Raw genomic sequence first — 13,259 nt, 5'->3', positions numbered from 1 at the left:
CTCGATATCCGTTACTTGAGACGCAAAAAACACCCGAGTAGATAGACCCAAACGTGTTCGTTTCAGTACGAGTGACTATCGTTTTTCACACACGCTTGGGTGGTCAGTGTAGTCGAAAAGATGGACATTTCTGTACGTTTTTGCCACTACAGTAATTATTGTTAGTAAGAGATCGGCCGGCGAGCACACATTCTTAACGATAGATCCTTGTTAATCTATAGCAAAGGCTTTAGGGTAAGTGGGGCAAATCTCCGCTACGGTTGGCCCACCGGCCACTGATTTAGCTATGAGCGACGACGAACTTATCTGGCGAATCGCGGGAGGTTCCGGCGACGGGATCGACTCGACGAGCCAGAACTTCGCGAAAGCGCTGATGCGTTCGGGGCTCAACGTATTCACACACCGCCACTACCCATCGCGAATCCGTGGCGGCCACACCTACGTCGAGATCCGGGCCGCAGCACACGAGGTACAGTCACGCGGGGACGGCTACAACTTCCTGCTCGCACTGGGGGACTCGTTCGCCCGTAACCCGCAGGAAGAAGCCTACTACGGCAACGAGGAGATCAAGCCGCTCTCGGAGAACCTGGATGACCTCCGCGAAGGCGGGGTCATCATCTACGACGAGGGGCTCATCGGCGAGGACGACATCGAGGCCCTCGACCTCGAAGCGCGCGCCGAAGAGAACGACTGGCACGTCTACCCGCTCGACCTGCGCGGACTCGCCAAGGAACACGGCCGCGAGGTCATGCGCAACACCGCGGGCGTCGGCGCGACCGCCGCACTGCTCGACATGGAACTCGAGCACATCGAGGACCTCATGGAAGACGCCATGGGCGGCGACGTGCTCGAAGCGAACATCGAGATCCTCCACGAGGCCTACGACAGCGTCAACGAGGAGTACGAGTTCGACCACGACCTCCGAGCGCCCACGGGCGAACACGACGCCGAGCAGGCGCTGCTCTCGGGTTCGAACGCGATCGCCTACGGTGCCATCGACGCCGGCTGTCGGTTCATCAGCGGTTATCCGATGACGCCGTGGACGGACGTGTTCACCATCCTCAGTCAGAACTTCCCCGACATGGGCGGGATCTCCGAGCAGGTCGAAGACGAAATCGCCGCCGCGGCCCTCGCGGTCGGCGCGAGCCACGCCGGCGTGAAGGCCATGTCCGGCTCCTCCGGCGGCGGCTTCGCGCTGATGAGCGAACCGCTCGGTCTCGCCGAGATGACCGAGACGCCGCTCGTCCTGATCGAGGCCATGCGCGCCGGTCCGTCGACCGGGATGCCGACCAAGCCCGAACAGGGCGACTTAGAGCACGTCCTCTACACCAGTCAGGGCGACTCACAGCGCGTCGTCTTCGCACCAGGGAGCATCGAGGAGGCCTACGAGCAGACGCGACTGGCCTTCGACATCGCCTGGGACTACCAGATCCCGACGATCATCATCTACGACCAGAAGCTCTCCGGCGAGAACACCAACGTCGACGTCGAGTTCTTCGACCGCGAACCGTCGCCGGATCTGGGCTCGACGCTGACCGAGGAAGAACTCCGGGAGGCCGCACACGACAACTCCGGGAAGTTCAAGCGGTTCAACCACGAGGACGCCGAGAACGGCGTCGCGCCGCGCTCGCTGCCCGGACAGAAGGACGGGCGTTACCTCGCGACCGGGAACGAGCACAACCCGGTCGGACACATCAGCGAGGACCCCGACAACCGCGTCCACCAGATGGACCGCCGCCTCGAGAAACTCGAGTCCATTCGCGAGGAACTCGACGAGGAACGCGAGTCCACCCAGACCTACTTCGGTGAGGACGACGCCGAGTACGGCATCATCACGTGGGGCTCGAGCCAGGGAGCCGTCGAGGAAGCCATCGAGCGGCTGAACGAGAACGGCCACTCCGTCAAAGGGCTCAGCGTCTCCGACATGGTGCCGTTCCCGGAGCGGGAAGTGACCGAGTTCGTCGAGAGCGTCGACGAGGCGATGGTCGTCGAGATGAACGCCACCGCCCAGTTCCGCGGCCTGCTCCAGAAGGAACTCGGCCGCTTCGGCGAGAAACTCACGAGCCTGCTCAAGTACAACGGCAATCCGTTCGAACCAGCGGAGATCGTCGAGGGATACGAGGTCAACCTCGCCGACGAGGACCGCGAACCGACTGCACAGGTACGAATCGAACCCGCTGCAGGTGACTAACCAATGAGTGCTTTCAACGCAATCGGAGACGAACGAGAGATCGACCGGGACGAGTACACGCCCGGTATCGAACCGCAGCCGACCTGGTGTCCGGGCTGTGGCGACTTCGGCGTCCTCAAAGCGCTGAAGCAGGCCCTCCCGGAAGCCGGCAAGACGCCCGAGGAAGTGCTAACCGTCACCGGGATCGGCTGTTCCGGCAAACTGAACAGCTACCTCGACACGTACGGTTTCCACACGATCCACGGCCGTGCGCTGCCCGTCGCCCGGGCCGCCAAACTCGCCAATCCCGAACTCGAAGTCATCGCCGCCGGCGGCGACGGCGACGGCTACGGGATCGGCGGCAACCACTTCATCCACTCGGCCCGAGAGAACCACGATATGACCTACATCGTGTTCAACAACGAGATCTTCGGGCTGACGAAGGGCCAGACCTCCCCGACCAGCCCCAAGGGCCACAAGTCAAAGACCCAGCCGTCCGGCAGCGCGAAGACGCCGCTTCGCCCGCTGTCGATGTCGCTGAACGCCGGTGCGAGCTATGTCGCCCGCACCGCCGCGGTCAACCCGAACCAGGCCAAAGAGATCATCAAGGAAGCCATCGAGCACGACGGGTTCGCCCACATCGACTTCCTCACGCAGTGTCCGACCTGGAACAAGGACGCGCGCCAGTACGTCCCCTACATCGACGTCCAGGAGTCCGAGGACTACGAGTTCGACACCACTGACCGGGCGGAAGCCGCCGAGATGATGCGCGAAACGGAGAACGTCCTCAACGAGGGGACGGTTCTGACGGGCCGGTACTACGTCGACGAGGACCGACCGTCGTACTCCCAGGAGAAGAAGGCGGTCGGCGAGATGCCCGACCAGCCCCTCGCGGAGCGCTACTTCGACGACGACGCCGAGTGGGAGCGCAGCTACGACCTCCTCGAGCGTCACACGTAACGCGAGGATCGCGATTCGACGCATTCCGATTTTTGCGCGCGACTCACAGCTGCTCAGTTGCGGGCTCGTCCAGCCGAGAGCCGAGAGCCGAGAGCCGAGTTCACTTCGATACCAGCCACCAGATGCCAGACAAAAGCGCCGGCAATCGCTGTCCTCCTACTGACAGCCGATCGCCCGCGCGAGTTCGATCGCCGTCCCGTTCTCGAACTCGTGGCTGACGAACACGGAGCGGTAGTGCTCGCCGCAGGCCCACTGGAGTTCGGTTCCCTCGTCGGTGTGGGCGATCGATCCCGTCACATCGCCGATCGGGAGTTCGGAGCCGTCCATTGCGAACGTCCGAGGCCCGTCGCTGGTCGTTACCGAGATCGTGCCGCCGGTATCGTCGTCGGCGTATAGCAGTGTCACCTGCCGGCGGTCCTCGTCCGGGAACTCGTATCTGCTGATGCGCTCGCGGTCGACTGCTGCTGGAAGAGAGTCCGACGGTGGTTCAACGACGGGGAACGAGACCGTTTCGTCGGCAGCCGCGATGGAGTCGTAGTGATCGATCGACGGGAGAGCGATTGCTGCGCCGTCGGTATTGTCGTCGCTGTCGTTCGGGGTTTCTTCTCCCCCGTCACCGTTCGAACTGTCTTCTGTTGTGTTGTCGGGGATGGTCTCAACGGACGGCCCCGAATCGGAATCCGGGTTTTCGGCGTCGGTATCGGTGTCAGAACTCGCATTCGCCGGCGGGTCGAATTCGAACAAGTCGTCGTCGAGCGGGGGCTCTGGATCGACGGAGACATTGCGATACGTCGTCTCGAGGACGAGTTCACCCTCTTCGCCCTCGACGAGGTGTTTCAGGGGAAACATCGTCTCCTGGTCGAACCAGACCTCGACGCGGTCGACACCGCGTTCTGTCGGCTGTTCACTGGTCGACAGCGGAACGGCGTACTCCGTCTGCCCGACGAGGATGTCGAGCGATTGTTCGACCGTCTCGTTTGCCGGCGGTTCAAACGTGACACGATAGCTGTCGCGGCCGTCGACGCTGGCTTCCGTCACGTCGGCGATATCGTAGGCCTCGATGTAGCGATCTTGCTGGGCGTAGAGACCCTTGAGCCAGGACGACGCATTGGGATCTCGTTCCAGTTGCGTCACCGTCTCGGTCTCGCGGTCGTAATGCCAGCGCGTGTCACCGTCGGTAACGACAAGGACACCAGTCTCATTTGCCGCCGACCCCGCCTCCGGGTCCGTTTCGACGCGACTCGCTCCGTCCGCGCGCAACCAGACGGTCTCCGTCTCCGTACTCGTCTCACCGTCGATCACCTCGCGAACCTCGACCGTCGCACTGAACTCGTCGGGCGGCGTCGCCTCGTCGAGTTCAGTTTCGATGGTGTCGGCGGAGAGGTCGTCGGCAAAGGGGCTGGTACAGCCCGCTGTAAGGAGCAAGAGAGGGATGAATCCGAGCGCGAGTACGAGTCGTGGGCTGACGTGCGCACGATCGTCGTCACGAGGGGACATAGCGGGAATTAATCGGCCTCCCCTATTATTTCACCGATGAGTTGTCTCTAAATCGATCGAGTGCGTCTGCGCCGATGAAACGCCGCATCGGGCCGCGAGCCGGGACGTTCCGCTAGGCAATCCGACGTTTTCGTATACAAAAGATATTTTCCCATCGGAGCAAAAGTGTCTACTATGAGTACGCAGGCGACGGAAGACCGTATTCTCGAGGCCCTTGAGGAGGACGCCCAGGCGTCGTACGCCGAAATCGCCAAACGGGCGGACGTCTCGAAGCCGACGGTTCGAAAGTATATTAACCAACTCGAAGACGAGGGCGTGATCGTCGGCTACTCCGCCGAGATCGATCCGAAGAAGCTCTCGAGCAAGACGATTGCACTGGTCGGACTCGACGTTGCGAGCGAGCGCTACGTCGAGGTGACGAAAGAACTCAAGAGCCTCTCCGAGATCGAGGCGCTGTACAGTTCGAGTGGCGACCACATGCTGATGGCCGAGGTCCGCGCCGAAGACGGCGACGCGCTCGGCGAGTTCATCTCGTCGACGCTGCTCGAGATCGAGGGCGTTACCGCGGCCCATCCCTCGTTTCTGCAGGAGCGACTCAAGTAGGACGATCGGACTGCACTGATTGCATCGCTGTGTCTCGGCCTCGGGACCGCAGCCTGCGTTCGGCGGTGGGGGTGGCCGGGTGGCGTCGTGGGGTGGACACGAGCGGAATCGTTTCTGGTGAGTCTATCCGGTGTCTTCCTGCTGAACGGTCGTCGTATTGATCGATCGTGGTGAGCAGTATGCGATACTGCTCGGGCCGAGACTCAGTTATCGGCGTTCGAACCGATCCCGCAGAAGGATCACTGTGTTTATCCCGAGTAGGGAGACAACGAGCGAGCAAACGGCGAGGCCACCGGTAATGAGTGGTGGTGTGGCGAGTCCGGTCGAGCCGTCGACGAGTTCAGGAGCAGGTGGATGGGTGCTGTCGAGTCGGTCGGGTCGTCTTTCTCCGTGCCGAAGTCCTCGCGAATGGTTCGAAAGTCGCCGATGACCTCCTCGGTCCAGTAGTCGAACAACGGCTCACAGAGAACCGGTCGCTACGATGAACGTTCGTCGCGATATCCCGTCGACAGCGCGTCAACACTTGGGTTGTCGACCATCACGTCGCTCAGTGGGCACACCCGACTCGAACGGGGTCGGCTACGCCGCAGGGGTGGTTTCGAAAGGTGAACCACGTCCGTTTTGAGGGCGCGATGAATATACGCTTCTATGACTGGGCCTTCGGCAATAGACCCCTCGAGACGCCGATTTCTCGGTGCGCTGGGGATCGGCATTACCACCAGCGTCGCCGGCTGTCTCGGCGAATTCGGTGACAACGGGGCGGAGGGGGAAGACGATGACGAGCATCCGTTTGCAGACAGGGTGATCGACCATCCGGGCGGGGAGTCGATTCCGTTCACCGACGACCAGCACTGTGCCGTATGTAACATGAAACCGACGAGTTACGCGCGGTGGCAGAGCCAACTCGCACACGAGAACGGCGAGGGCGCAGTCTTCGATACGCCGGGTTGCCTGTTCGCCTACTACGCCGCTCCGCCCGTCGAATCGCCGGTCAGCGACGCCTGGACGACCAACTTCGGAACGACCGAGTTGATCGACGCCACCGACGCCCACTTCGTGCTCGTCACCGACGAGGACGGCGTGGACAACGAGCCGATGGGACTCAACCCTCGCCCGTTCGCCGCCCGCGAAGACGCCGTCGCCTACCTCGACGAGTGGGACGCCGAAGCGCTAACCGAGGAGGATATCATCGAACTCTCCGCCGTCGACCGCGAGATCGCCCGCATCTATCGCGGCAGACGCGTCCCCGACGAGCCCTGACCGACCCACCATACCGCCTCCCGCCCACCGCTCTCACCTCCCGCCCCACTCCCGCCCCCACCACCCACCTCTCGCCGCACCGTATCCGGAACACGTTTGGATGTTCGAAACCGTCGACACGACGTGCGCTCGTCCGAACTCGAAGTGACGCCCTACGCCGCGCTCGCGTTCGCGATTTTCGCCGCGAGCACCAGTGCAATCCTGGTTCGCTGGAGTCACGCCCCGAGTTCAGTCGCGGCCCTCTATCGCGTGGTGTTTACGACGGCGCTGGTCGCGCCGATCGCCCTGTATCGGCACCGGGACGAGTTCGGTCGTCTCGCTCGGCGCGACGTCGGATTTGCGGTCGTTGCTGGCGTCGCGCTCGCGGTACATTTTGCGGCCTGGTTCGAGAGTTTGAATCACACGAGCGTGGCCGCGAGCGTGACGCTCGTCCAGACCCAACCGCTGTTCGTGGCGCTCGGCGCGGGGCTGGTCCTCGGCGAGCGCGTCTCCCGGGAAACAGTGGTCGGTCTCGCGATTGCGATCGTCGGGGCAGCGGCGATGTCGCTCGGCGACGCCGGCGAAGCACCGCTCTCGGACGCGACGATGTACGGGAACGCGCTTGCAGTCCTCGGTGCGGTCACCGTCGCGGGCTACGTGCTCGCCGGGCGATCGATCCGCCAGCGCGTCTCGCTGTTTCCCTACGTGACCGTCGTCTATACGGCCTGTGCGGCGACGCTGGTCGCGTTGGTCGGTGTCCAGGGCCACGACTTCGTCGCGTATTCGGCCCGCGAGTGGCTGCTCTTTCTCGGCATGGCGATCGGCCCCGGCGTGTTCGGACACACGGTGGTCAACTGGGTGTTAGAGTACCTCGAATCGGTCGTCGTCAGCGTAGCCTGGCTCGGCGAACCCGTCGGGGCGACGGTGCTCGCGCTCGCCTTGCTGACCGAGGTCCCGGATCTGATCACGGTACTCGGCGGCCTCGTCGTTCTCGCCGGCATCTACGTGACGACGATCGAGCGCGAGCGACGACGCGAGCCGACGCCGGGATAACCCATCAAAGCGGGAGCGGGTCTGGGCACCCGCCGTGTGACGATCGCGGCTCCGAACTACTCGACGGCAACCTCGCCGATCGCATCGAGTTGTGACTGGTCGAGGTAGACTCCCATCTCCTCCCGGGCGACGAACTCGACGGTCTGGGTCTCGCCGCTCTCATCGAGGAAGTCCGATCTGACGAGGGTATTCCACTGGTTGGTTTCGCCGCCGGATGCAAGCACGAGGTTGTGTCCTGGCAGCGGTTCCATCGACCTGTTCTCCGCCTCGGGCTGGTGGCGACCGATCGCGTTCTCCCACTCGATCGCGTAGGTCTCACCCGCCTCGAACTCGAGTGTCGGATTCGATTCGTCAGCGATCTCGTCGGGTCCGACGCCGACCCACTGTCCCTCCTCGAGTCGGAGCGCGTAGGTTTCGGTCGGGTCGCCGGGTTCGGTCGCGGGCAGCGTGACGGTGACTTCCTGATCGTCGCCGTCGATCGCTACCGTGTCGGTCACCCGCTCGTGACCGTAGGTCCAGACCTCGAGTTCGTACTCGCCGTCTTCGAGCATGTCGAAGCGGGCGACCGACGGCGGGCTCTCTTCCGCCTCCTGTCCCGGCCGCGCGGCGACGTCGGAGAAGGAGTGGTGATCGCCGACGAACACCTCCGCGCCGAGCGGTTCGCCGTTCTCGTCCTCGACTCGTACCCGTAGCTCGTGGACCTCGGCCGCGTCGACCAGTTCGATCGGACCGCGCATCTGAACCGGGTGCGGCATGCAGTAGTACTCGGCCATCTCCTCGTCGGCGGTGATCGTAAACGAGAGCGATTCGCCCTGTTCGTCCACGAAGTCCGTCGCTTCGATCACCTCACCGTCCTCGTCGGCGACGGTGAAGTTGTGGTTCGAGCCGTCGCCGTTCGTCCAGACGATCTCGTGTTCTTCGCCCTCGATTAGCCGTAGCGTCGGGTTCGACTTCCCGTCGAGTTCGGCCGGGGCGACGCCGACCCAGCCGCCGACGATGCCGAGCAGCGAGAGCGTTCGCCCCTCGCCGTCGTTCTGCGTGGCCGGCAGTCGGAAGTCGATCTCGTCGCGATACGCGCCCGCGGTCCCGGCCGTCGCCGCGGTTCCGGCGATCGCCGCTGTTCCCCTCAGTACGCCACGACGGGACACGTCGTCGCGTGAGCGTTGGTCGTTCGTCATGGTTGGAGTCTGTTGAATCGTATTCGTATTCGTACTCGTACTCGTAATCGTGATCAGCCGTCCATCGAGAACACGGCGAGCGTGTCGCCGCGCGGCCCCTGGCGGAGCCAGCCGCTGCCGCCGACTTGCACGGCGACGTACTGTTTCTCCTCGCCCGGATCGTACCAGCTCATCGGCGACGCGCTGATCGGCACGTCGAACTCGTACTCCCAGAGTCGGTCGCCGCTCTCGCCGTCGTAGGCGACGAAATTACCGTTCTGAGTGCCGTTGAATACGAGTCCCGTCGCGGTCGATAGCGAACCGCCCCACATGTAGTGGTCGTCCTCGCTTTCGATCCAGTCGCGCCAGACGCGCTCGCCCGTCGCCGGATCGACCGCGGCGAAGGCGGTGATCGCACCGTTCCATTCGTCGGGGAACTCCGATGCCGGATCGTCGAGGTTCCCGCCCCAGTAGGGGTGGCCGGCCTCGTACTCTTCGTACCGCCAGTAGAGGTCTTGCGGATAGTTCTGGTGGATAACGTACACCAGCCCCGTCGCCGGATTGTACGACGGGGGCTGCCAGTCGTTGCCGCCCGGCGCGCCGGGAACGAACGGAACCCGCTCGTCCTCGCTGATGTGCGGGATCATCTCCCACATATTGATGTGCTGGCAGATCTCCTCGCTGCGTTCGTGAAGCTTGCCCGAGTCGGCGTCCATCATGTACACCCAGCCGGACTTGTCCGAGCCGACGACGAGATCCATCGACTCGCCCTCCACCGACACGTCCGGAACCAGCACCCGCGGAGCCGCCGCGTCGTAGTCCCAGACGTCGTGCGGACTGCTCTGGAAGCCCCAGTTGAACTCGCCGGACTCGAGGTCGAGCGAGAGCGTACCGCAGGTCGGGAAGTTCGGCCCCGGACGGACCGTCCCGTCGAAGTCCGGTCCCGGATTCGCGACGGGCGAGTAGAGGACGCCGCGGTCCTCGTCGATCGTCGGCGTCATCCAGCTCGTCCCGCAGCCGTGCTCGCGGCTCGCGCCGACCCACTCGTCCTCGAGCAGCGTGTCGCACTTCCACTGCATGTCACCGCTTTCGGCGTCGAGGCCGGCGATGAATCCGAGGACGCCGTACTCGCCGCCGGCGCTGCCCGTGTACAGTGTGCCGTCGTAGATCACCGGGGCCCACGTCGCAGAGTAGCCGACCTCGTGGTCCGCCGTCTGCGTGTGCCACTCCTCTTCGCCGGTGTACCGGTTCAGCGCGACGATCCCCGAATCGAGCGTCGTCATGTACACCGTGTCGCCGAGGACGGCCGCCCCGCGATTGTTGTCGTCACAGCAGAGTTCGACGCCGATCGGCGGCGCGTAGGTGTAACTCCAGAGGACCTCCCCCTCGCGGGGATCGATCGCCTTCATGTGATTCGGTCCGTTGGTCTGGTACATGATCGGCGGATCGCCCGGGACGACGATCGGTGTCCCTTCCATGCTCGAACCGGTCCCGACCGACAGCTCGTACTCGAGTTCGAGATCGGAGACGTTGTCGGGCGTAATGACGTCGGCGGTCGTCGCTCGGTGCTGTTCGTAGTTCCCGCCGTACATGAGCCACGACTCGGGGTCCTCCCCGGTCCCGCTCAGCATCTCCTGGTCGACGTCGACCTCCGGAATCCGGTCGGTGTCGTGTTGTTCGGTGACGGAGTCGTCGGGACCGCCGACGAGCGTGTAGCCGTCTTCGATCTCGGTCAGTTCGATGTCGCGTGCGGCCTGAACGGCCCTGTCGTTGCGAAGTGCCATGCGTACTCACCTCAGTTTGCTCGGCGCGCGCGTCTCGTCGGTAACGTAGAACACCTCGTGTAACAGCTCCTCCTGCCCGACGATCTGTACCGCCGTCCCCGCCGCGAACGCGGCGGTCACCTGTTCGTCCGTGAGCCGCCCCGTCGTGGCGATATCGCAAGCGGCCGTCGCCGACAGGAACAGGCCGCCCAGCATCGTCTTCGTGTGCGCGACAGCGGCGTCGAGGACTTCCTCGGTGACGAGCACCTCGTTTTGCCAGAGGTGCCGGTCGAGTCCGCGAATCCACAGCAGCGCCCCGCCCATCGCGCGCCGGTGGAGAGGGGGCACGGTTTCGGTATCGAACTCGACGCCGTCCGGAATCTGGTTCGACGGCACCCACCGGGCGAGCCGATCGGCGTCGTTCGCGACGGCGATCAGCAACGCCGTCTTCTCGGACTCGTCGAACCCGACATCGTCGAGCGCCGCCGAAAGCGGCGTCGTCAGTACCAGTTCCCGCGCGGTGCGCTCGATGTGTCCGGGCGTAAATCGCGGCAGCGTCTCGTCGAGACGCTCGAAGAACTCGCCCTCCGCCAGGTGCTCGTAAAGCCGCCAGCCGGGATCGGCCACCGCCTCGTAACAACCGTGGGGCTCGTTCGGAACGCCGGTCTCCCGAACCTCGGGAAGCCGCTCGATCCGGGCCGCAAGCCTGTCTCGCTCGCGTTCGAGTACTTCGCCGTCGAGTCGCTCCGCGAGTTCAGTTCGGATCGTCGCGCCGGCGGCCTCGAGCGTCGGCGATCGGTCCGGTTCGATTCGTCCCGCCAGGTCGCTCCACGTTACCGGTCGATCGGATACCTCGGTCGCACCGAGTTGCATCGCCAGTTTCGTTTGGTCCGCGCCTGAGATCTCCCGCTTCGCATTTGCATGCGTCATGTTCTCACCACACATGGTTTTCTCCCACATACCAACGAATAATCATTATCAAAGACTTCGAACAGGTGGCGTGCTATCTAAGTCTCAGTCGGATAGGTTCGAAATAATGCCATCATATCCCGACAGTATGTCGAACGTACTACAAGTATATTCCCCGTTCGGCACGAAGCGGTACCCGAGTGATCGGTAATGGCCGGACTACCCGATGCGTTTTCGCGGCTCAGGCGGCCCGAGTATACGGGCGCGAATCGCTGTCTCCCGTGTACGATCGGAAACGTCGCCATCGCACTCGGTGGCGCGGTCGGATTCGGCGTCGCCATCTCCGAAGCGGTCGGCGCGGTCGCGTTAGTCGCGTTCCTCGGGATCATCGCGCTTCGGGGTTACCTACTCCCCGGTACGCCGACCCTTACGCGGCGATACCTCCCCGATCGAGTTCATGCGGCGGTCGGAACGGCGGCCGATCGGCAGCCCTCGATCGACACCGCCGAGTTCGAGAGCGCGGTTCGCGCGCTTTCGGCTGCCGGCGTTATCGAGGAAAGGGCGGACGGACCGCGACTCACGACGGGATTTGCGACGCAGTGGGACGACCGATTGTCGACCATCGCTGGTAGCTCCGGGACGGACCACGACGGATCCGTCACCGTCGACGCGGCGGCCGTGGCGGCGGCGTTCGATGCCGAGACCGCAACCCGGCGCGGCGTCGGCACCGTCGAACTCGACGGCGAAAAACTGGTCCGGTGGCCGTCGGACGCGGCCCTCGCCGCCGACGTCGCCGCCGCTCGTGAACTCGAATCGCGACTCGACGGCTGGGACGCAGTCGACACCGCGGATCGGCGAGCGACTCTCACCGGCCTGCGGATACTTCGGGACCGGTGTCCCGTCTGTGGCGGGCCGCTCTCCCGGCGCGTCGAGCGGGACGAACACTGCTGTCGTCGGCCGCAAGTCGGTATCGAACGGGTTTGCCGGGACTGCGATCGGGTGCTCGTCTCTACGGCGGTTTCCGAGACGAGTTCAGTTCTCGCGTGGATTCCGGGTCCGGGGAGCGGGAATCGTTGATGTCCCTTGGCGCGATACCCGCGGCGTTTGGGCGGCTGAGACCTCGGTTCGGAACTGCGGAGAGAGTGGTTGGAGAACGAGAGCTTTTAAACTAGCAGCATAAGCGTAGGGCTATGGTCGCGATCGGCGGAATCGTGGTTGGCACTGTTCTAGTGGGACTCGGACTTCTCGGCGTACGACACGCCTACGGGATCACTCGGTTTCACGAGCAACTCGACGCCATCGGGAGTACGCGGTCGGCCGGGACCGTCGAACCGGCCGAGTGGAAGTCACATTGACGAAACTACTCAGCGGGTGTCTCTCGGCCATCGGTGGGGTCGTCGTGTTACTGGCGATAGTCGAGTGAGCGCCTGCTGTCTCACCCGTTCGCGGCGTCAGATTGCGGTCGTGAGCAGGATGGACCGACCACTGAGGAGTGAGCGGCGTTCTATGCTATCCGTTCGTCAGTCGACGTTCGTCCGCCAGTCCGGCTGCTGTCGCGGCGGTGCGAGGACGCCGAGTCCGATCGCCGGCTCGTCGCGTCGGTTTTCAGCCCCGTGATACTCGTTGCTCGGAAACCGGTAGGCGTCACCTTCTTCGAGAACGACCTCGTCCCCCTCGACGATCGCTATCAGCGTTCCCGACAGCACGTAGCCGATCTGCTCGTTGTCGTGCTCGTGGGCGGGTAACGTCGCGCCCGGTTCGATCCGCCAGTATTTCATGCTCGCCCGGTCGCCCATCGAGAGATCGCCGAGATAGACGCCGTCCGCAACCTCCTCGGCGGTGACATCGGCCGTCTGTATGTGGTCCATGATATCAGTTGCCGTTACCTGTATGCTCAGCGAGTGCGAT

13 protein-coding genes are annotated in these 13,259 nt (G+C 63.9%); 7 read left to right on the top strand and 6 right to left on the bottom strand.

Annotation, left to right across the window (positions count from 1 at the left end; all coding sequences use genetic code 11):
* The first annotated feature begins 286 nt into the window (after positions 1–286).
* Positions 287–2,191, top strand: coding sequence for a 2-oxoacid:acceptor oxidoreductase subunit alpha (locus tag C480_RS03935; RefSeq protein ID WP_006664325.1), 1,905 nt, complete (start codon positions 287–289; stop codon positions 2,189–2,191).
* Between the two features lie 3 nt (positions 2,192–2,194).
* Positions 2,195–3,130: a thiamine pyrophosphate-dependent enzyme gene (locus C480_RS03930; protein WP_006664324.1), complete on the top strand. Its 936-nt coding sequence runs from the start codon at positions 2,195–2,197 to the stop codon at positions 3,128–3,130.
* A 156-nt stretch (positions 3,131–3,286) separates the two neighbouring features.
* Here the strand turns inward: C480_RS03930 and C480_RS03925 are convergent, their stop codons facing one another.
* Complete coding sequence (locus C480_RS03925; protein ID WP_006664323.1) at positions 3,287–4,627, bottom strand: LolA family protein; 1,341 nt, start codon at positions 4,625–4,627, stop codon at positions 3,287–3,289.
* 174 nt (positions 4,628–4,801) lie between these two features.
* Between C480_RS03925 and lrpA1 the strand changes: the two genes are divergently transcribed.
* The gene (lrpA1, locus tag C480_RS03920) at positions 4,802–5,230 is read left to right on the top strand and encodes an HTH-type transcriptional regulator LrpA1 (RefSeq protein ID WP_006109801.1); all 429 of its coding nucleotides are present in this window, start codon (positions 4,802–4,804) and stop codon (positions 5,228–5,230) included.
* Between the two features lie 248 nt (positions 5,231–5,478).
* Here the strand turns inward: lrpA1 and C480_RS23625 are convergent, their stop codons facing one another.
* Positions 5,479–5,685: a hypothetical protein gene (locus C480_RS23625; RefSeq protein ID WP_006664322.1), complete on the bottom strand. Its 207-nt coding sequence runs from the start codon at positions 5,683–5,685 to the stop codon at positions 5,479–5,481.
* Positions 5,686–5,878: 193 nt separating this feature from the next.
* Here C480_RS23625 and C480_RS03910 point away from each other — a divergent pair, with 193 nt between their 5' ends.
* Both C480_RS03910 and C480_RS03905 read left to right on the top strand, forming a co-directional pair.
* Positions 5,879–6,490: a nitrous oxide reductase accessory protein NosL gene (locus C480_RS03910; RefSeq protein ID WP_006664321.1), complete on the top strand. Its 612-nt coding sequence runs from the start codon at positions 5,879–5,881 to the stop codon at positions 6,488–6,490.
* Positions 6,491–6,613: 123 nt separating this feature from the next.
* Complete coding sequence (locus tag C480_RS03905; protein WP_006664320.1) at positions 6,614–7,522, top strand: DMT family transporter; 909 nt, start codon at positions 6,614–6,616, stop codon at positions 7,520–7,522.
* A gap of 56 nt (positions 7,523–7,578) precedes the next feature.
* Here C480_RS03905 and C480_RS03900 read toward each other — a convergent pair whose 3' ends face one another.
* From C480_RS03900 to C480_RS03890, 3 genes are read right to left on the bottom strand one after another with little or no spacing between them, the layout of a single operon-like run.
* Positions 7,579–8,700: a cupredoxin domain-containing protein gene (locus C480_RS03900; RefSeq protein WP_006664319.1), complete on the bottom strand. Its 1,122-nt coding sequence runs from the start codon at positions 8,698–8,700 to the stop codon at positions 7,579–7,581.
* A 53-nt stretch (positions 8,701–8,753) separates the two neighbouring features.
* Positions 8,754–10,463 carry a pyrroloquinoline quinone-dependent dehydrogenase gene (locus C480_RS03895; protein WP_006664318.1) on the bottom strand — a complete coding sequence of 570 codons (1,710 nt, stop codon included), beginning with the start codon at positions 10,461–10,463 and terminating at the stop codon, positions 8,754–8,756.
* Positions 10,464–10,469: 6 nt separating this feature from the next.
* Entirely contained in the window at positions 10,470–11,387 is a 918-nt protein-coding gene (locus C480_RS03890; RefSeq protein ID WP_193787804.1) for a hypothetical protein, read from the bottom strand.
* A 174-nt stretch (positions 11,388–11,561) separates the two neighbouring features.
* Between C480_RS03890 and C480_RS03885 the strand changes: the two genes are divergently transcribed.
* Positions 11,562–12,428: a hypothetical protein gene (locus C480_RS03885; RefSeq protein ID WP_006664316.1), complete on the top strand. Its 867-nt coding sequence runs from the start codon at positions 11,562–11,564 to the stop codon at positions 12,426–12,428.
* A gap of 113 nt (positions 12,429–12,541) precedes the next feature.
* Positions 12,542–12,706 carry a hypothetical protein gene (locus C480_RS03880; protein WP_006664315.1) on the top strand — a complete coding sequence of 55 codons (165 nt, stop codon included), beginning with the start codon at positions 12,542–12,544 and terminating at the stop codon, positions 12,704–12,706.
* A gap of 165 nt (positions 12,707–12,871) precedes the next feature.
* On the opposite strand, the gene C480_RS03875 is transcribed toward C480_RS03880, so the two are convergent.
* Positions 12,872–13,219 (bottom strand): cupin domain-containing protein, encoded by a 348-nt coding sequence (locus tag C480_RS03875; RefSeq protein ID WP_006664314.1) that lies wholly within the window; start codon positions 13,217–13,219, stop codon positions 12,872–12,874.
* Positions 13,220–13,259 lie beyond the last annotated feature (40 nt).

This window comes from Natrialba aegyptia DSM 13077, assembly GCF_000337535.1.
In the GTDB taxonomy this organism is placed as follows: domain Archaea; phylum Halobacteriota; class Halobacteria; order Halobacteriales; family Natrialbaceae; genus Natrialba; species Natrialba aegyptia.
The sequence above is the reverse complement of the archived record's forward strand: the minus strand, read 5'-3'. Positions and strand labels throughout refer to the sequence as shown.